The 17,343-nt window shown below is 70.5% G+C and carries 19 protein-coding genes and 1 pseudogene; 3 read left to right on the top strand and 17 right to left on the bottom strand.

The features are described from left to right. Window positions 1-282 precede the first annotated feature (282 nt). Complete coding sequence (locus tag ACH5A8_RS33590; RefSeq protein WP_399007788.1) at window positions 283-519, bottom strand: hypothetical protein; 237 nt, start codon at window positions 517-519, stop codon at window positions 283-285. A 412-nt stretch (window positions 520-931) separates the two neighbouring features. Here ACH5A8_RS33590 and ACH5A8_RS33585 point away from each other — a divergent pair, with 412 nt between their 5' ends. Beyond that, entirely contained in the window at window positions 932-1,204 is a 273-nt protein-coding gene (locus ACH5A8_RS33585; RefSeq protein ID WP_399007787.1) for a hypothetical protein, read from the top strand. A 72-nt stretch (window positions 1,205-1,276) separates the two neighbouring features. Here ACH5A8_RS33585 and ACH5A8_RS33580 read toward each other — a convergent pair whose 3' ends face one another. Both ACH5A8_RS33580 and ACH5A8_RS33575 read right to left on the bottom strand, forming a co-directional pair. Continuing rightward, a complete protein-coding gene (locus tag ACH5A8_RS33580; RefSeq protein WP_399007786.1) occupies window positions 1,277-1,480 on the bottom strand; it encodes a hypothetical protein in 204 nt (67 codons plus the stop codon). Between the two features lie 34 nt (window positions 1,481-1,514). Continuing rightward, complete coding sequence (locus ACH5A8_RS33575; protein WP_399007785.1) at window positions 1,515-2,192, bottom strand: GAP family protein; 678 nt, start codon at window positions 2,190-2,192, stop codon at window positions 1,515-1,517. 314 nt (window positions 2,193-2,506) lie between these two features. Here ACH5A8_RS33575 and ACH5A8_RS33570 point away from each other — a divergent pair, with 314 nt between their 5' ends. Then, window positions 2,507-3,232: a hypothetical protein gene (locus ACH5A8_RS33570; protein ID WP_399007784.1), complete on the top strand. Its 726-nt coding sequence runs from the start codon at window positions 2,507-2,509 to the stop codon at window positions 3,230-3,232. Between the two features lie 19 nt (window positions 3,233-3,251). Here the strand turns inward: ACH5A8_RS33570 and ACH5A8_RS33565 are convergent, their stop codons facing one another. Beyond that, on the bottom strand, window positions 3,252-3,989 hold the full coding sequence (locus ACH5A8_RS33565; RefSeq protein WP_399007783.1) for a TetR/AcrR family transcriptional regulator: 738 nt from the start codon (window positions 3,987-3,989) through the stop codon (window positions 3,252-3,254). 125 nt (window positions 3,990-4,114) lie between these two features. Here ACH5A8_RS33565 and ACH5A8_RS33560 point away from each other — a divergent pair, with 125 nt between their 5' ends. Beyond that, complete coding sequence (locus ACH5A8_RS33560; RefSeq protein WP_399007782.1) at window positions 4,115-5,152, top strand: amidohydrolase family protein; 1,038 nt, start codon at window positions 4,115-4,117, stop codon at window positions 5,150-5,152. 224 nt (window positions 5,153-5,376) lie between these two features. On the opposite strand, the gene ACH5A8_RS33555 is transcribed toward ACH5A8_RS33560, so the two are convergent. The 13 genes and pseudogenes from ACH5A8_RS33555 to ACH5A8_RS33495 all read right to left on the bottom strand — a co-directional run bounded on the left by ACH5A8_RS33555 (window position 5,377) and on the right by ACH5A8_RS33495 (window position 17,045). Further along, window positions 5,377-7,002: an MFS transporter gene (locus tag ACH5A8_RS33555; RefSeq protein WP_399007781.1), complete on the bottom strand. Its 1,626-nt coding sequence runs from the start codon at window positions 7,000-7,002 to the stop codon at window positions 5,377-5,379. 362 nt (window positions 7,003-7,364) lie between these two features. After that, a complete protein-coding gene (locus ACH5A8_RS33550) occupies window positions 7,365-7,721 on the bottom strand; it encodes a carboxymuconolactone decarboxylase family protein (protein ID WP_399007780.1) in 357 nt (118 codons plus the stop codon). A 558-nt stretch (window positions 7,722-8,279) separates the two neighbouring features. Next, window positions 8,280-8,726: a hypothetical protein gene (locus tag ACH5A8_RS33545; RefSeq protein ID WP_399007779.1), complete on the bottom strand. Its 447-nt coding sequence runs from the start codon at window positions 8,724-8,726 to the stop codon at window positions 8,280-8,282. Window positions 8,727-8,907: 181 nt separating this feature from the next. Next, window positions 8,908-9,558 carry an HdeD family acid-resistance protein gene (locus tag ACH5A8_RS33540; protein WP_399007778.1) on the bottom strand — a complete coding sequence of 217 codons (651 nt, stop codon included), beginning with the start codon at window positions 9,556-9,558 and terminating at the stop codon, window positions 8,908-8,910. A 185-nt stretch (window positions 9,559-9,743) separates the two neighbouring features. Beyond that, on the bottom strand, window positions 9,744-10,220 hold the full coding sequence (locus ACH5A8_RS33535) for a maleylpyruvate isomerase family mycothiol-dependent enzyme (protein WP_399007777.1): 477 nt from the start codon (window positions 10,218-10,220) through the stop codon (window positions 9,744-9,746). Between the two features lie 178 nt (window positions 10,221-10,398). Next, the gene (locus ACH5A8_RS33530) at window positions 10,399-10,860 is read right to left on the bottom strand and encodes a hypothetical protein (RefSeq protein WP_399007776.1); all 462 of its coding nucleotides are present in this window, start codon (window positions 10,858-10,860) and stop codon (window positions 10,399-10,401) included. 141 nt (window positions 10,861-11,001) lie between these two features. Further along, window positions 11,002-11,676 carry a helix-turn-helix domain-containing protein gene (locus ACH5A8_RS33525; protein ID WP_399007775.1) on the bottom strand — a complete coding sequence of 225 codons (675 nt, stop codon included), beginning with the start codon at window positions 11,674-11,676 and terminating at the stop codon, window positions 11,002-11,004. 581 nt (window positions 11,677-12,257) lie between these two features. Then, window positions 12,258-13,391 (bottom strand): ABC transporter substrate-binding protein, encoded by a 1,134-nt coding sequence (locus tag ACH5A8_RS33520; protein WP_399007774.1) that lies wholly within the window; start codon window positions 13,389-13,391, stop codon window positions 12,258-12,260. A 443-nt stretch (window positions 13,392-13,834) separates the two neighbouring features. After that, window positions 13,835-14,407 (bottom strand): dihydrofolate reductase family protein, encoded by a 573-nt coding sequence (locus ACH5A8_RS33515; protein WP_399007773.1) that lies wholly within the window; start codon window positions 14,405-14,407, stop codon window positions 13,835-13,837. 31 nt (window positions 14,408-14,438) lie between these two features. Next, complete coding sequence (locus tag ACH5A8_RS33510) at window positions 14,439-14,720, bottom strand: hypothetical protein (RefSeq protein ID WP_399007772.1); 282 nt, start codon at window positions 14,718-14,720, stop codon at window positions 14,439-14,441. 115 nt (window positions 14,721-14,835) lie between these two features. Further along, window positions 14,836-15,063 (bottom strand): annotated as a pseudogene (locus ACH5A8_RS33505) (3-beta hydroxysteroid dehydrogenase); the annotation flags it as partial. Between the two features lie 108 nt (window positions 15,064-15,171). Next, on the bottom strand, window positions 15,172-15,951 hold the full coding sequence (locus ACH5A8_RS33500) for a MerR family transcriptional regulator (protein WP_399007771.1): 780 nt from the start codon (window positions 15,949-15,951) through the stop codon (window positions 15,172-15,174). Then, a complete protein-coding gene (locus ACH5A8_RS33495) occupies window positions 15,948-17,045 on the bottom strand; it encodes a serine hydrolase domain-containing protein (RefSeq protein ID WP_399007770.1) in 1,098 nt (365 codons plus the stop codon). The genes ACH5A8_RS33500 and ACH5A8_RS33495 overlap by 4 nt, the downstream gene beginning before the upstream one ends. Window positions 17,046-17,343 lie beyond the last annotated feature (298 nt).

Genomic DNA, 17,343 nt, shown 5'->3' with positions numbered 1-17,343 from the left:
CGGCCTACGCGACCGGCCGACGCGACGGCACCCCGCTCTGCTTCCACCTCTAAAACAGCTTCGCCCCGGGCCCGAGCCCGCCGTCAGCCTCCGCCAACGCCGATCCCGTCCGCCGGGCCCTGTCACGCCCCCGGCTGACCCGACGTCCGGGAAGCCGCAGTCCGGACTCCCGGGCGGTCACCGTCGCACCCTTATGACAACAGCATGGACGTGTCTCGACCCGCCCGGTCTCATGGCTCGCACTTCCCCACCCCACACCGCCGAGCCGGACGCCGGCAGCAGCTAGCGCTGGGTGGGCCGCACGCTCAACCCCTGGCTCGGTTTCCTCACCGGCTGGGTGAACACCGTCGGCACGGTGGTGTTCATGGCGGACACCACGACCGTCACCGGCTCGTCGATCGTCCAACTCCCCGGCCTGGTGCACCTGCACAGCGTCGCCGGCCAGCGGCTGGATGCCGACTCGACCGCCCGGTGCACCCTGATCGGCCTGGCCGTCCTGGTCGGCGCCGCGCTGGACACGTCCGTGCAGTCCTGCCAGTGCCAGCGGCGGGGGCCGGGAGGTCGTCGGTCGACATGTTCCGACCCTACGGTGCGAACGGGGGCTGTCGTCGGTCGTGCGAGCGCGTCGCGAGTGGCGTTCGAGGCGGCTTGCGTCTGCACCAGGTCGTCGGGGAAGCCGGTCGCGTCCATTTCGATATCAGATCCCTTGTTCACGTTCTGTGTCCTTCGACCGCGCCCGAGACCGTGGACCGCTGTCCTGTGTCATCGAACCTTGACCGTTTGTCAACGAACTGCGATGGACGCGAGTTCGTGTCATCGAAGTTTGATCACCACGGTTAAGAGGATCGCAGCGGCCGCTGCATCATTCGTTCAAATGCCGAAAGGGCAGGGGCCCCCTGGCGGACGCGATGCCGTTCCGTACCATCCGGGGATGACCTCGCCTTTCATATCGACCCGGCGCCGACGGCTCGCCACCTTCGGCGCCGTCGCGGGACTGTGCCTGTTCGCCTGGTGGGCCGTGCAGCCGGTCGGCGAGGACTGCCCCACCGGGGGCCTCACACTGTCCTCCGACCCGTACGGGTCCACCTACGACCCGGCCGAAGCTGAGGGGTCCAGTACGACCGCCGCGTTCGGCTCGGGCGGCGATGACCCTTGCCAGGCGGAAACCCAGCACCCGCGCCTGTACGGGTGGCTTGGCCTGTAGGTGCGCGGTCATATGATGCACCGGCCCGGAGCACGCACGAACCAGCGCCCATCGAAGTCCGTTGACCATCGGTCAGAATCCCGGATCGGCGCCGCGGCAAGAGCCGGAGTCGTTGGTGTGCACCCGGACGACGTCGCCGAGGGCCAGAGTGAGGCGATCGCCGCCGGGCAGAGCGTAGCGGTGGATGCGGCCGAGTTCACCGGCCGCCCGGCGCACGGTCTGTGCTCCGGCGTTCAGCAGGGCGGCGTCGTGATTGCGGGCGGCCGGCACGACCAAGGCGTCTTGACCTGGTTCGCCAGTTCCTCGGTTGTCAGGAGGTGAGGATCGAGATGCCGTCTCCGAGCAGTTTCAGCCCCAGGACGAAGAACAGCACGGCCATCACGGCGACATTGTGCTGAGCCGCCCACTCCTTCCAGTTACTGAGCGTGGTCCTGGCTCGCTCTCCTCCGAGGAGGAAGACCGCCAGCGGGGCCAGCAGGCCGAGGGTGGCGATGACCACGAAGATCGCCAGCGATGCGATCTGCTGCCCGACGGGTAGTCCCGCTGAGCCGATCGCGGCACCCGCGGCGATGGTCAACGGCGCGTTCTTGGCGTTGAGCGCTGCCAGGGCCAGTCCGAGTGCGAAGATCTTGACCGGCGTGAGGCGGTCGATCGCGCTCATCCACTTCGGCAGCCGGGCTTGCGAGGGATCCTTCGGGCGCCGGTGCCACTGCCTGCCGCCGAAGACGACGAGGAACAGGCCCAGGGCCAGCTTGAGCGCTCCCACCCATGTGGCGGGGTGACTGTGGGCGGAGGCGCCTGCCGGCGAAGCGACCGCCAGCATCACCGCACCCAGGGCCGACAGACCCAGGATCCAGCCGGTGGTGAAGAGCACGCCGTTCAGGCGGCCCCGAGGCGTGGCGAGGATGAGGATGACAGCGATGATCGGCAGGGGACTGACCGCGACAGCCGCCGCGAAACCGAGCACGTCACCGAGAACTGCGCCCATGGTTGCCTCCGGATGACGATCCAGCGGTGCTGATGCGGCGGAAGCCGCGGTGAGCGGGCCGTCCGTGCGGCACGAACGATCGGCCGCGTGATCGGCCGCGGCGCAAGCCGCTACCTCGGAACGGCGACGCCGGCGTCTCCGCCTCTTCCATCTTCCTGGCCCTGCTCACAGCTGTCCTCGGGAGTGCTTCGGGTCCGGCCGCCCGAGATCGATCAGCGCATGCCGGTGCAGCGGTTCTCGGAGAGCCGTCCCGGGTGGCCGCATCGACCAGGGGTGAGGATGCGGGACCAGGCTCGCGTGGTGAGGATGGAGATGTGGGGGCGACGGCGCCTTCGAGAGCCGACCCGGACGCCGCCGCCGCGGTGGTCCGGCGCACCATCGATCCGGCCTCCGCGGCGGAAGTCGTCCGGCCCGCCCTGCAAGCCGAACTGCGGGAGCGGCCCTACAGCTTCGACATCCAGGTACAGCTCCGCACCGACCTGGAACGCATGCCGGTGGATGACACCACCGTGGAGTGGCCCGAGCGACTCTCGCCGACCGTCACCGTGGCCGAGCCGCGTCTCCCCCAGCAGGACATCTCCGGCCCGGAGAACCTGGAGAAGATGGACTCACTGTCCTTCACACCCTGGCGGGCCACCGCCGAACACGCCGCCCTCGGCAACATCATGCGGGCCCGCAAAGAGGTCTACCGCCGCTCCTCATCCAACGACACAGACTCAACCAGCAAGAACGGCGTGAGCCTCGCAGCGCTGACGAGGTACCGCACTGACGGCCGCGGTCCCTCACCGCCGGCCCTTCGCACGCCTCCCTCCCGCGCCGCGGTGCAAGGCGGCACGGCCGCGTCCTTCCCCATGCGTTGCGCGGCGAGTTCGCTCACCGTGCGGGAGTCCCGCCAAGGGCTCGCCCGGGATGGTGCCGCGGCAAGCGCGACCCCATCCGTCGGACGTACCGCGAGGGCGTTGAGGACCCGCTCGGCCTGGTCCTCACCGCCATCGGCGACCGCGGTTTCGGGATCGGCCCACCGACGATCACGGGCTTGAGGCAGGTCGTGGGGAGTGGCTACGCGGACAGTCGCTGGAGCCATTCCACCAGAAGTTGCTGTTCGGCCTGGCTGAGGGCGGTCTGGCCCGGCAGCGCCGCGCGCAGGGCACGGGCAGCGCCGCCCGGCCCCGGTTCCTCCACAGCCGGTTCTTGGGTCGTGATGGTGGTGATCATCGATTCGCGCAGGGCGACAAGGAGCGCGGGGTCTCGCTCGGCCTCGGGGACGGACTGCCAGGTCAGGATGGCGCCGCTGGCGGTGGCATGGACGATCTGGGCCGCGAGTGCCTCTTCCGTGCGCAGGAGACCCGCGGCGGCGATGCGGCGGATCTTGTCCATGAGGTGTTCGAGGCCGATCCGGAAGACGGCCGTGGACCGGGCGGGTTCGGCGTACATCAGCGTGTACAGCGCGGGGTTGGCCAGTCCGAACTCGACCACGGTGTCCCAGCCGACGCGCAGTTCCTTGAGCGGGTCGTGCGGTGCGGGTTCGATCTGCTGCTTGGCTGCCAGGAACCGGGTGAAGCCGTGCTCGGCCACTGCGTCCAGCAGCCCCTCCTTGTCGCCGAACAGCCGGTAGAGGGCCGGCGGCTGCAGTCCGGCGGCGTCAGCGACCGCCCGGGTGGTGACCGCGTCGCGGCCCCCGCGCTCCAGCAGCCCGGTCGCGGCCTCGATGATCCGGCGGCGCGTCTGCTCCCGTGCGGCGGTGCCCGGCTCCGCGGCGCGCCGGGCAGGGGTCGGTCGGGTCGGTTCAACAGGCATGGAAGCAACGATACCGTCGCCGGAACCCCGGTGATATCGCCGTTATTGCTGCCGCGATTCCATTGATACTATCAATGATAACGTCAAGGGTCTTCCATGGGAAACACCGGTACGAGGAGAAGCCATTGTCTGACCGTTTGCGGATCATCGGGGTGGAAGAGACCGTCGTGGTGCCCGCCGTCTACGCGGCGTACCAGCGAGCCGGATCGCCGCAGATCCCCGCTCGCGGCTTCGGCGACAACCCCATTGCCGAGAACCTGCACGAGGTCGGGGAGCAGCGGCTGGCCCACATGGACGATCAGGGCATCGACGTCGCCGTGCTGTCCCTGTCGTCTCCGGGCGTGCAGGACCTGCCCGAGGCCGACGCCGTCGCGGTGGCCCGCGAGGCCAACGACCAGCTTGCCGAGATCGTCGCCTCCCGCCCCGACCGCTTCCAGGCGTTCGCCGCGATCCCCACCCAGTCGCCGGCCGCGGCCGCGGCCGAACTGGAGCGCGCCATATGCGAGCTGGGCTTTCCCGGCGCCATGCTGTACGGGCGTACCGGGGACAAGCCGGCCGACCATCCGGACAACGACGAGCTGTACGCCATGGCCGAGCGGTTGGCCGTGCCGCTGCACTTCCACCCGCAGACACCGGTCCAGCCCGTCATCGACGCCTACTACTCCGATCTTCCCGAGCCCATGGGGCCCGTTCTGGCCGGAGCCGGACTCGGCTGGTACTACGACCTCGGTCTCCAGTACCTGCGCATGATCTTCTCGGGGGTCTTCGACCGGTTCCCCGACCTGCAGGTGATCGCCGGGCACTGGGGCGAGGTCACGCTGTTCTACCTCGACCACACCGGCTTCTTCGGTGAAGCAGGCCGCCTGCGCCAACCCCTGGCGGACTACTTCAAGCAGAACTTCTGGGTCGCCGGCAGCGGCACCAACAGCCCCCGCTACCTGCGCTGGACCGCCGAAGTGATGGGCACCGACCGGATGCTGTACTCCACCGACTACCCCTTCACCTACGGCTTCCGTCCCGGCGGCTTCCCCTACGTCGACACCAGTAACGGTGAAGCCCGCTCCTTCCTGGAGAACTCGCCTTTCACCGACGAGCAGAAGGCCGACATCGGCCACCGCAACTGGGAACGCCTCACCGCCCGCGCCAAGCGCCCGGCGGCCTGAGGACCCCCAGGGGCCGGCGGGACGCCACCACGCACTCCGGCCGGCCCCCACGGCCTCACGGGCCTCGGCGCACGCCGGACCTGGGGCGAACGCGGCCCACACCATCCAGCATGTGATGGATCCGTGGACGCCGCCCGTGTAGTCCGCGTGGGCCCGGTGCTCCGCGTGGGCCGCGGCCCGGCCGGTCGTGGCTCTGGTTTCGGACACCGGTGACTCCCCTGAACTCAGCGCGCCGATCCCTCGGCCCCGGCCGGAGCCCCTGTGTCCGGCCGCCGACGGCCTTCCCGGGCGCTCGGCAGGTGCGGAGTGACCAGGAAACCGGCGAGAGCGATGCCGCCGGTGGCCAGGATCGCCGCCTTCAGGCCGTTCAGCTGCGCGGAGGCGTAGGAGTCCGCGACGGCGTCGACCTCGGACGGCGGTAGCCCGGCACGCTCGGCCGCCGAGCGCACTTGATCGGTGGGGACGAAGGTGATCCCGGCCTCGAGGGCGACACCGACCTGTTCACGGGTCTGTTCGGACAGCTGGGGATTGTCGTCCACCTGCGTGGTGAAGGCGTGGGCGAGTGCACCGATCAGAATGGACCCGATGAGCGCGGTGCCCAGCGCGGAGCCCAGGTTCTGCGCCGTGAACTGGAGCCCTCCGGCCTCACTGCGTTCCTCCTCACCGACGCCGGACTGGACGACGTTGCCCAGCTGCGAGGCGAGCAGGCCGACGCCCACCCCCAGCAGGGCCATGGCTCCGGCGAACTGCGCATCGTCGATGGCCGAGTCGATCGTGGCCAGCAGCCACACGATGGCCACCGCCAGGGTCACCAGGGCCAGCCGGACCACCAGGCGCGGCCCCCATACCCGTCCCAGCGACGACGCGGACAGGGAGGTCACGAGCATGCTGGCGGACACCGGGAGCAGACGCAGGCCAGTCTCGAAGGCGTCGAACCCCTGAACCACCTGCAAGTACAGCGGGATGGTGAAGAACAGTCCCAGCAGGATGAGGTTCTGGCTCAGTAGCGTCATCAGGCCGGACCGCAGGACAGGTCTGCCCAACAGGGACAGGTGCACCAAGGGGTCGACGCCTTGGTTCTCCCGCCGCTTCTCCCAGTGCTGGAAGAGGGCCAGGACGGCCACCCCGGCGCCGATGACGAACAGCGTCGGGGCGAAGCCGAGGACGGTGAAGGGCGGGTTGCGCGGCTGCACCCATCCCCAGGTGCTGCTCTGCAGCACCCCGAGCACGCCGAGCCCCAGGCCGGCCGCGGAGAGCACCGCGCCGATGACGTCGAATCGAGGGCGTCGGCCGACCGGAGGGGGCGTCGCGATCACCCGGCGGCACAGTAGGACGGCCATGACGACCACCACCTCACCGACGAAGACCAGCCGCCACGTCAGGTATGTCGTCACCCAGCCGCCCAGCAACGGGCCGACCGCGATCCCGGCGCCGGCGAGCCCGCCGATGACCGCGTAGGCGACGGCTCGGTCCTTCCCGCGATACGACTCCGCGACGAGGGCGGCCATGGCCGGCAGCACCATGGCGGCTCCGAGCCCCTCGATGACGGACCAGCCCAGCGTGAGGACCCACAGCGTGGGTGCCACAGCGGTCAGGGCGGATCCCACGCCATAGACGACCAGCCCCAGCAGGAACATGCGGCGGCGCCCCAGAATGTCCCCCAACCTGCCACCGATGATCATGAACGCGGCCATGACGAGCGCGTACAACGTGATGACGGCCTGGATGGCGGTGACCTCCGTGTGGAAGTCCTCCACCAGCTGAGTGATGGACACGTTCATGACGGAGGTGTCCAGGACCATCAGGAACTGCGCCGTACCGAGGACGATCAGAGCCCGCCAGTGCTTCACGCTGTCCACCTCGCAGAGTCGTCCAGCTCAGGTACACAGCCGGAGCAGGCGGGGCGGTAGGCCGGCCGGCGCACGCCCCGCTGCTCCTCCATGGCAACCCAGGCACGGGCGTCCCGCCTCACCCGCCGCGGGGGAGCGGCCTGCGGCGACCTGGCTCGCCGCGGCCTGCACGGCACGCGTGGACCGGCCGTCGGACACGTCCTGAAGTATCTCGGTGGCTCAGTCCCGCCGTCCTTCGGCCAGGTCGGTGACGAGTCATCAGTCCGTTCGCCCTCACGGCGGTTGCCGTGTTCCGCTGCTGCTGCCCCCGTGCTACGACGAGGACAGGCACGTACCGACCTGGGACAGTCGAGACAGCTCGCTCAAAGCTTGTTCCGGCTCTGGGCTTCCGCCTCGGCCATTGCCTCGGCCTCGGCTTCGGCCAATGCGATGGTGATGCCGAGTGCCTGGGTGATGTGCGTCGCGGCCGACATGACGCGTGCCGTGCCGACGACTGGGGCGATGGCGACGAGAACGTCCTGCAGTTGCTCGGCGGTCAGGTTGGCCTTCATGGCGGGATCGACATGCGCGAGGTAGGAGATCGCCGGTGCGTCCGTGGCCGCGAGCGCGGCCAGACGGGTGAGAATGAACGTCCTCTCGTCCAGGCCGCAGCGCTCGATCGAGTCGACCGTCATAGCGGCGAGCGTGTCGAGAACGGGGGTGTCTGACCGTGTGGCCATGTCCGGACCGCCTTCCGGTGCTGTGCAAAGCCGACACACGTCATCCGTCGACCACGGGAACCTCACGCGTCGGCCGTTTACTTCATCCACGGTAGGAGCCGCGTGAACCTGACGCATGTTGGGCTGAGCAGGTGATGTGAGTCTTCCTCCAGGGTGATCGCAGCGTTGACGGGTGACGCGGCCGCGAGCGAGGAAGTGCTGGATGACCTCAGCAAGATCCGGCAGGCGTGCACCGGGCGGCTCGATTCGGTGGCATGAATCGAATGGCCCGCGCTGTTCGGTGGCGGCCAGCGGACGGCGCGGACCATCACTCACGTTCCGGCGAGTGGCACGAGGACGGCCGCTGCCGTTCCGAGCAGGGCCAGGTACGCCCATGCGCGTGGGAACTGCGGTGCAGCAGCGTGGGACCCGCGGTGCTGCTGCCCGTCGGGCGGCCGGGGTGGTGGCACCTGGCAGCCGTGCCCGCTGCTTCCTCCTTCCCGCGCACAGCCGCCTCCGCCCGGCTCGCCGGTGCCATGCCGCTGGGGTGGTGCCTGTCGGCCGTCGCGAGCCTGCGTCTCACGGCGCGCGGCGCGCGGTGCCGGGAGACTGCGCGTCCCCCTCGGGCCGGGCCACGCACAGGGCCCAGATGACGAATCCCGAGAAGGCGATCGCCACGACGGACCAGACTGGGTAGTAGGGCAGGGACAGGAAGTTGGCGAGGACGATGAAGGCGGCTATGGCGACGCCGGCGACGCGCGCCCAGGTGGCTCGCTGGAACAGTCCGAGGCTGACGATCACGGCGAGTGCCCCGAGGATCAGGTGGATCCAGCCCCAGCCGGTCAGGTCGAACCGGAAGACGTAGGCCGGCGTGGTGACGAAGACGTCGTCCTCGGCGATGCCCATGATGCCGCGGAAGATGTCGAGCAGTCCGGCGATGCCCAGTATGACGGCGGCGAAGGCCATCAGGCCGGTGGCCCACGCCTGCTTGGTGGAGCGTGAGCTGGTGGAGTGTGTCGCGGTCATGTTTCTGCCTCGTTTCTTCTGGCCCGGCACGGCCGGGGACCGGGAGCCGGCGGGGGCCGCTGTGACGCCGCCGCCGGCGGGGGGTGAGGTGTCGCGACGGAACGGGGACGCCGCCGACGGTGGTGCCCGTGGTCGTCGGGCGCATGACCCGGCGGGTTCCCGCCGATCGCGGTCACGCCGATCACACGGTGCCGGTGCGTTCGGGAGCACGTTGCCCCGGACTTCGTCGCAGCACCGAACGCCATGCGACGGCGTAGGCCATCTCGACCAGGCCGAGCAGGACGAGCCACAGGCCCAGCAGCCGGGTCAGGGCGGTCGCCGACTGGGACGGCAGGGCCAGCACCACGATGCCGGCGACGATGCCCAGCGCTGCGGCGCCGCCGACCAGAGGACGGTGGGGCAGGTCCCTGACGGTGAGCGCCGTGTGCGCGAGCAGCATGCCGGACACCAGCCAGACGCTCCCGGTGATGAGAGACAGGGCCGCGACTGTCTGCAGCGGATGCCTCAGGCACAGCACTCCCGCCAGGACGAACAGCACCGAGACCAGCAGCCGAGGAAGCCGCTCGCCCGGCTCCTCGCGCGAGAGTGCGGTGACGAACCGGAACACACCGGCCGTCAACAGGTACAGGCCCACGGCGACCGCCAGGATGTGAAGGGTCTCTCCCGGCCAGACGAGCACGATGACCCCGGGTACCAGCGCCGCCAGCGCCGACGCCACGATCCAGACCCACGAGACCGCGGCACCTACCGGCACGTGGTCGGCGCCGGGCACCGTGCCGTCGGACACGACCCCCGTCGCACCGGACGCCTCCGGGTCACGCGGTACGGTCATGACGCCTCCTCGTGGCACCGCTCGCCTGCCGATCGGTACGCCGGCGCGAGACGCCACAAGACTCGTGCACCGGCGGGGCCGCCCGGATCACCCGTACGGGGTGATCTCCGCCCGTCGTCGGAGCTACGGCGACAGGCAGTCGCCCGCTCGCCCAGCCGCACGCCCTCAGGGCCGCTCACTACGGGTCAGTCCACGCAGTGCGCGACGAGCGCGAACGGCGCAACGCCGCGGCGGGCAGGCCGCGTCCACGCGAGGAGGTCAGCCTGGCGTCCACTGACCGTGGGGCCGCTGCCCGACCCCACAGTGCGGGCGAAGCCGCTGTCAGTCGCCTCCAGGCGCAGCGCGGGGGTGTCCTGTCGTCGGGCGAGTGCGTCGGCGATGTCCCCGATGATCCACGGGGCGGCTTCGGCCGGGATGTCCGAGAAGCCATAGCCGGCATCCGGATCGGCGTGATGGATCTCCAGTTCGCGCAGCCGGGTGGGATTCGGTTCGCCGGGCGTGCGCAGCTCGCCGGTGCGCATCCGGACCTCGGCGTGCCAGGCCACCGGGGGCAGAGAGCGTACCGCCGCCTCGAAGCGGTCGGCACCGTCTTCCACGTCGACGACCAGATCGGCGACCGGCCACCTTGCCCCGGCCTCGATCTCCGCGGCGCGGACGTCCATGCTCGCCTACCGGGGTGTCTCCACACCGGTGCGCGCCCAGTCGAGCAGCCTGCGAAGACTGTCGGCGGCGCGCGCGATGTGGGCAGGTTGGCGTCGGCCGACGGCGGCGCGCGTTCCGGCGCCGGGCGGGTGAGGAGCACCCGCCCGGCAGGCCGTCGACGCGAGGGCGCCGGGACCGTCAGATGTCGATGACCCGGTAGGCGATGGTGTAGACGCCGCCGGACCCCTCGAGCGAGCGGTACTGGGTCTCGGCACCCGCCTCACTGCCCGTCACTTGCGTCGAACCGAGCTTGTCGTCGCCGCTGGTCGTGTCGTAGTCCCACAGCGTCATGGTGCGCGCCTGCTGCTTGCCGAGGACGAGGGCCGCGTTGCCGTTTCCGTCGGTCATCGACCGGACGTAACCCGGGCCCATCGTCTGGTACTTGAGGCTTCCCGGCCACACCTTGACCGCGTTGCCGTTGGCGTCGGTGATCTTCAGGTAGGCCTCATCGTGATCACCCTCGCTCTGCTGGTGACAGGTCAGCTCCAGCAGTTCGACGCGGACGTAGTCGATCGGCTCGGCCTGGGCCGCCGCGGCGAATCCGGCGACGCCGCCCAACGAGAGCAGAGCGGCCGTGGCCACTCGAGCGATTCCACGCATGGCTGATTCCCCCTTGATTGCGATGGTGGCCCCGCCTTGTCCCGCGAGACCCGTGCCATCCCGGCACACATCCACCCTGCCCGGCGTCATCGCCTCGCATCTACGCGCGTTCCGCTGAGCGGAACGCGGTCGCTCACGCCCTCACGGACACGCCTCGTTCCCGTACCGTCCCAAGGCACGGGTGAGGGCGGCGGCTGCTTCGGCGACCCGGTCCGCCATCACCTCCAGCCTCTGGCCGGCCTCGACCATCACCGCCACCGCCCCCACCACGGCCCCCGCCGGGAGCCGCACCGGCAACGCGGCGCAGCAGACCCCCGCCACCACATCCTCCCGGTCCAGGACGACGCCGCCGCGCACCGGGCCTCGCAGCGCCTTGCCCAGCGCCGTGTCCAGCGAGAACGCCTCACCGTTACGGACCGGCACGAGAGGCTCCGTCCGGCCGGGCACCGAACAGACCGTCAGAGCCCGTTCCTCGTGCATCACCGCCAGTACCGCACCGCCCCCGGTGGCGGCTCTCAGCCGGTGCAGCGGCAGACGTCCCGCCATACGCAGTCCCGGGTGCGGCTGCCACGCCTGCCCGAGCCGGTAGAGTTGCGCGCCCAGCCGGTAGCACACGCCACGGCGCTCCACGGCCCCCAGGGCCACCAACTGCTCCAGCAGCCGGTGAGCCGTGCTCTTGGGCACTCCGCAAGCAACCGCCAGTTCGGTCACCCCTACCTCGTCGCCGTGCTGCCGCAAGGCTTCCAGCAGCGCGAACGCCCCCTCCAGCACTCCGCGTCCCCTGTCCGCCGTCCGTGCGCGTGCGGCTGTGTTCATGGCATCCCCCCAGGATGGCGTGGCCTGGTCGCGTCCCCCGACAACGGTGCGACCCCGGCCCTTGGCGTCCGCGACCATGTTCCCCGGACCGGCGTGCCGGGCGGAACCATTCCGCCGTGTCGCCTCCCACACACGGGAACAAGGGGTTCACCCGTCGTGATCGAGCAACGCCCAGGATTGGTGGAGCGCATGTGGGAGGACACACGCAGGACGCCGCCGTCCCCCGAGTGACCCTGGAGAACTCCGAGCAGGCTCGCGGAGCAGTGCGGCACGGGAGGGCGTGCGCGTGCTCAGCGCAGTCACCGACGACGGTTTCATACAGTCCGGCTCCCCGATCGACACGATCGTGAGGGGAAGGCGTCCGCCGGATGCCGACCGCCGCGCCGGAGGCGGAAGCCGGAATCCTCACCGCTGCGCTCGATCACGACACCGGCCACCAGGGTGGCCAGCGCGGACACGCCGAACACCTCTCCCGCCCGGCGGTGCTCAGGCCCTCGCCGCCGGCCGCCTTCTTGCGTGAACGCCCGCGGTCGGCGCGGCTGGGGCCCGGCTCATCGTGTTCCCCCCTGACTCCGAGGCCGTCAGCCCGCGACGTCATCCTGGGCCTTGGCGCTCAGGACGCGGAAGCGGCCCGGGTGGGCCGGGTCCCGGTCCGTTATCTGCAGGGACGGCCAGGCCCACTGCCACACCCTGCTGCCGGACGGGCGGGAGAAGCGGATCCGGCCGCGGGTGCCCTCGACGTCGACGTGCGGCCAGGCGGCGGCGATGCGCTTCCGGTCCGTGCCGTGGGAGCGGAGCACATCCGCGAGGACGGTGATCGCGTCGTACCCCTCGTACGCGACGAAGGAGGGTGCTTCAGGCAGTCGGTCTCGAAGATGCGCCTCGACGCGCAGGCCGAGCCGGGTGAGGCGTTCGGGCAGGTAGCGCAGGAACGGCACGGCGGCGCCGTCCGCGCCGAGCGTGGTCGCCCATTGCGTGAACTCCGGCTGCCCCGCGGGAGCACCGATCAGGAGGCCGGCGAGGCGCTCGTCGCGGCGGGCGGCTGTGACGATGGGCATGGCCGGCTCGGGGTGGCCGACCAGGAGAAGCAGGGCCGTCGCCCTTCGCCTGACGAGTTCGTCGCACAGGGCCGTGGGGTCCAGTGCGCCGGCGTCGAGTTCGATGACGGTGCCACCGTGTGGGAGTACGTGGTCACGCAGGATGCGGGTTCCGGTGGCCCAGTAGACGCTCGGCTGGGCCGCCACGGCGATACGGCGGTGGCCCGAGCCGAGGAGGTGGTCCGCGTAGAGGCGCCAGCCGCGGGACTGGGGAGGACACAGGCGCGCGACCCACTGGGTGTCGTGCTCGGTGAGCTCGTCGAGAACGGCCGACGAGCACAGGAACGGTACGGCGAGGGCATCGGCCCTGCCGGCCGCGGCGCGAGCGACCACGCTGTGGTACTCCCCCGCCACGGCCGCCACGCCCAGTTCGGCCAGCTCCTCCACGGCGGCGGCAGCCCGCTGCGGGTCCGCCGCCGTGTCACGGACGACCAGCTCCAGTGTTCGTCCGCCGATCCCACCCGCTTCGTTGACCTCTTCGGCGCCCAGCTCGAGACCGGCGAGCAGGTGTCGGCCCGCCTCGGTCCAGCCGGGCCGCGACAGCGGCACGAGAGCGCCGACCCGGATGGCAGGACTGCCACTGCGGTCTTCGGGCGACGACGTCGACGGCTCGATCATGTGATGGTGCCTCCTGTAGTGGCCATGAGGTTGCGGCCGGCCGGGCCGGCTGCTCGCGCAGGGTTCGGCGAGCGTTCACGCCGTCACCCTGTGACAGGTCGGCATCCGGCCGGCCTGCCCCGTGGTCACCCTCTGTGCGTCCGGCTGCCATGGGCGCCGACGTCGGCCGAGGCTTCTGCGCCGGAAGAGAAGACCGCCTCCGCATGACCGTCCGCCCTGATCTTGATCATGAAGCGTAGCCGCGCTACTTGGTGAATCCAAGCAGCAGTCGGGAGCTTCTGCCGGATCACCCGCTCGAAGCTCGGCTGGAGAAGGCGACCTGCCGAGTTCCGGCTCCTGCGCCGGTCGGCCGTTGTTCGCCGAAGGGTGGCTCCGACGACACACCTGCCTGGCCCGCTGCCATGTCCGAAGCGTGACGGCCCAGCAGGTGCGGGAGCCCGCTGTCAGCGGACGACGTCGAAGACGTTCTTCTGCAGACCGTTGGCGTAGACCTCGTGCTCGACCAGCTTGAGCTTCTGGGTGTCCTTGTCCGTGGCGCTGAAGAGCCGCTTGCCCGCGCCGAGCAGCAGCGGGAAGACCAGCAGGTGGTAGCGGTCGATCAGGCCGGCGTCCGAGAGCGCCTGGTTCAGGGAGGCGCTGCCGTGGACGATGATCGGCCCGCCTTCGGTCTCCTTCAGCGCGGCGACCTCGTCGAGCGAGCGCAGGATCGTCGTCTCACCCCAGTTCGACACCAGGTCGCCTTCGGCGAGGGTGGTGGACACGACGTACTTCGGCATCACCTTGTAGCCGGCGAAGTCCTCCATGTCGGGCCACACCGCGCTGAACGCCTCGTAGCTGGTCCGGCCCATCAGCATCGCGGTGGCTTCCTGCTGCTCCCTGCCCTTGATGTCGAAGGCCTCGGGCAAGAACTCGACGTCTTTGAACGTCCACCCGGAGTTCCGGTAACCGGGCTCGCCGCCCGGGGCCTCCACCACGCCGTCGAGCGATACGAAGGCGGTGCTGATCACGATACGCATCTCAGGTTCCTCGGCTCTTCGAGTTCGGTTCTCAGCGGATCCGGTCCGGTGCGCTATGGGACCACACGCGCGACCACAGCGCACCAACCGTGATCTCTGACCGCGGATCGCGGCGAAACTCATCGGCCGTCGCCCGCCCTCCCAGCGGCATCACAGCGTGCAACGCAGTGCCGACCACCGGGGCATCGAGGCGGGACAGGTAGTGCAGAGCGGGGAACCGGCCGGCCTGCTCACGCCGGGCGGGGCTGTGCCCCGCCGCGCGTACCGCTGCGACGGCGTACCGCATCGCGATCCACTGCTCGTCCGTCGCCATACCTCCTTGATCAACAGATCCGCCGTTGCCCCTGTGCCGGCTGCGGCGCTCAGGCCGCTGAGTGTGGTGCTGAGGAAACGCCGGTCAGGATCGGGGAGCGTCAGGGCTGAAGGGTCTACAGGTCCTCGAGGAGGCCGGAGTGGGTCGGCTGCCACCCGAGGGCCTCGCGGGTGTGGGCGCTGGACGCCGGCTGGTCCATGGCGAAGATCGGGCCGCACGGGCCGAAGTTCTCCCGCGCGACCTCCTCGACCGGCAGGCCCAGTCGTCGGCCGATGACTGTCGCGACGTCCCGCACCGCGTCACCCTCGTCGCCGACGGCGTGCCAGGCCGTCCCGGCCGGTGCGTGCCGGCGGTGCGGAAGCGCGGGACGGGCTCCTCCACGAGGACGAGGCAGAGATGTGCGAGCTGCCCGCGCCGGCCGGCAAGGCCGCGGCGTCGATGTGTCGGCGGGTCACGGTACTCGGGGCACCCGGAAGCCGGCCGCGCGGAGCTTCTGTTCGGTCAGTGCGGTGAGGCGGGCCGAGACGGGAGCCTGTTCCGCACCGTGATGGTTGATCATCCGGTAGCGGGCGGCGGCGGTGACCCAGGCCCGCATGGGGCCGCTGACGTCGAGGAGTTCGGGGTGGGCGAGGTAGTGGTCGGCCAGGGCTGCCGCGAGTTCCTCGATGCGCGGGTCGTCGGGGTCCCAGCTCTCGGCCTCCCAGCCGCGCTGGGTCAGCTCGACGTAGGCGGGGTCGGTCAGGCGGCTCTCCTGGACGGCCAGGAAGCCGTCGAAGCCGGCTGGGATCAGCGCCTTGGCGAGGACCAGCGCCTCGCGCTGCATGGCGACGTACTCGGCGGCGAAGCCGAGGGCGCGCATGCGGTCCAGGAGGGCGCAGGCCCGATCGGGCAGCAGGGCCCGGTCGCCGTCGGCGAGCCGGCGCAGCGTCTCGCGTCGAACGATCAACTCTGCTATCTGGTCGTCGAGTTGCCGTTCCACCTCGGCGAGCGCGGCGGTGAACTGCGCGCCGTTCGCCGCCAGCAGGGGCGCGGTGTCGGCGAGCGGCACTCCGGCGGTGGCGAGGGTGCGCACCTGCACCAGGCGCAGCAGGTCGGCCGAGCCGTAGCGCCGGTAGCCGGAGCTGTCGCGCTCCGGCTCTGCGACGAGCCCCAGCTTGTGGTAGTGCCGCACCGTCTTCACGGTGACGCCGACGAAGGCCGCGGCCTGCCCGATCGTGACTCCGTTGCTCATGCGCCCAGTGTGCCGAACACCTCCTCGACGAGCCGCTGTTGGGCCTTCTGGAAGGGCGCGGCGAGCGACAGGCCGGGGTCGTCGACGTAGTTGAGCCCGGCGGTCAGTGTCGTGGTGCCGTCGGCCGAGGCGTACATCAGGGCCGCTGAGCCGCCCTGGCCGCCGTTGTGGTGGTAGACGGTGCGCCCCTCGCCCAGGTCCTGAGCGAAGATTCCCAGGCCGTAGCCAATGGTCTGCTCGGGGGTGCGCATCTCGGCCAGCAGTTCCTCCGGCAGCAGCCTGCCGCCCATGAGGGCGCAGAAGTACGTGTGCAGGTCCGCGGTGGTGGAGATCATGTCGCCGCCGGCGCCGACCCAGGACGGGTTCTGCCGGGTGATGTCGATCGTGTGCTCCACCCCAGCGTCGTCGTAGCGGTAGTAGCTGTGGTTGTGGGGGTCCGGGATCTCGGGGGACGCGCCCGGCGCGAGCGTGCCGGTCAGGTGCAGCGGCTCGAGGATCCGTTGCCGCAGTTCCTCGGCGAACGGGCGGCCGGTGAGCTCCTCGATCAGCAGCCGGGCGATCACGTAGTTGGTGTTGGCGTAGCTCCAGCCCGCCCCCGGCTCGAACCGGGCCGGCCTGTCGAGCGAGAACCGGACCAGTTCCGCGGGTTCGTAGGTGTGGAAGCGCATGTCCACCCACTCCTTGCCCTGCCAGGGGATGCCGGCGGCGACCGTCCCGTCCTCGTAGTACTCCCCGGTGTGGTTGAAGATCCCGCTGGTGTGCTGGAGCAGCATCCGTAGGGTGATGCGGCGGTCGAGGCCGAGCTGCGGCAGTTGGTCGGCGACCGGCGTGTCCAGGCCGGTCCGGCCCTCGGCCACCAGCATCAGCACTGTCGTCGCGACGAAGTTCTTGGTGGTGCTGCCGATCCGGAAGTGCGCGTCCGTCAACGGGCCCTGTGTTCCGCCCAGTTCACGGCGTCCGGCGCTGCCCACCCATGCGCCGCGCTCGTCGTCGACCCGCAGTTGCACCCCGAGGATCCCGGACGCCGCGATCTCTTCGATCGCCTTCTGCAGTTCCGGCCGGTCCGGGCCCTGGGGGGTGGGATGGCTGGGCATGATGCGCCTCCATGTCGTGTGTGCCCCGCTCGGTGCCGGGCCGTTGCGGAGAGCCTGCACCCTGCCCCAGGGTCAACCTCAACTGTGGTGTGGGTCACGACACTTGGTGCGCCCTGACCGGCATCGTGTTCAGACGGCGGTGAAAGGCACGTCTGAGGGTGTCGGTGGCGCCGAAGCCGCACACCGACGCGATGCGGCCGAGGGTGGCGTCGGAGAACTCCGATTCGTTTCCACTGCCGGTGCGTGCGGGGAGACTCCCTGGCCCCTTGGCGGAGGGACGAGAAACCTCGGGATTCCA

The organism is Streptomyces sp. NPDC018610, assembly GCF_044391765.1.
GTDB lineage: Bacteria > Actinomycetota > Actinomycetes > Streptomycetales > Streptomycetaceae > Streptomyces.
This window is presented reverse-complemented; position numbering and strand designations above follow the sequence as displayed.

Coding starts and splice junctions, on each gene's coding strand:
- ACH5A8_RS33525 (WP_399007775.1), bottom strand. CDS start 11,676: ATGAACACAGCCGCACGCGCACGGACGGCGGACAGGGGACGCGGAGTG.
- ACH5A8_RS33565 (WP_399007783.1), bottom strand. CDS start 3,989: ATGCCTGTTGAACCGACCCGACCGACCCCTGCCCGGCGCGCCGCGGAG.
- ACH5A8_RS33585 (WP_399007787.1), top strand. CDS start 932: ATGACCTCGCCTTTCATATCGACCCGGCGCCGACGGCTCGCCACCTTC.
- ACH5A8_RS33545 (WP_399007779.1), bottom strand. CDS start 8,726: ATGACCGCGACACACTCCACCAGCTCACGCTCCACCAAGCAGGCGTGG.
- ACH5A8_RS33540 (WP_399007778.1), bottom strand. CDS start 9,558: ATGACCGTACCGCGTGACCCGGAGGCGTCCGGTGCGACGGGGGTCGTG.
- ACH5A8_RS33495 (WP_399007770.1), bottom strand. CDS start 17,045: ATGCCCAGCCATCCCACCCCCCAGGGCCCGGACCGGCCGGAACTGCAG.
- ACH5A8_RS33500 (WP_399007771.1), bottom strand. CDS start 15,951: ATGAGCAACGGAGTCACGATCGGGCAGGCCGCGGCCTTCGTCGGCGTC.
- ACH5A8_RS33515 (WP_399007773.1), bottom strand. CDS start 14,407: ATGCGTATCGTGATCAGCACCGCCTTCGTATCGCTCGACGGCGTGGTG.
- ACH5A8_RS33575 (WP_399007785.1), bottom strand. CDS start 2,192: ATGGGCGCAGTTCTCGGTGACGTGCTCGGTTTCGCGGCGGCTGTCGCG.
- ACH5A8_RS33535 (WP_399007777.1), bottom strand. CDS start 10,220: ATGGACGTCCGCGCCGCGGAGATCGAGGCCGGGGCAAGGTGGCCGGTC.
- ACH5A8_RS33550 (WP_399007780.1), bottom strand. CDS start 7,721: ATGGCCACACGGTCAGACACCCCCGTTCTCGACACGCTCGCCGCTATG.
- ACH5A8_RS33510 (WP_399007772.1), bottom strand. CDS start 14,720: ATGGCGACGGACGAGCAGTGGATCGCGATGCGGTACGCCGTCGCAGCG.
- ACH5A8_RS33530 (WP_399007776.1), bottom strand. CDS start 10,860: ATGCGTGGAATCGCTCGAGTGGCCACGGCCGCTCTGCTCTCGTTGGGC.
- ACH5A8_RS33520 (WP_399007774.1), bottom strand. CDS start 13,391: ATGATCGAGCCGTCGACGTCGTCGCCCGAAGACCGCAGTGGCAGTCCT.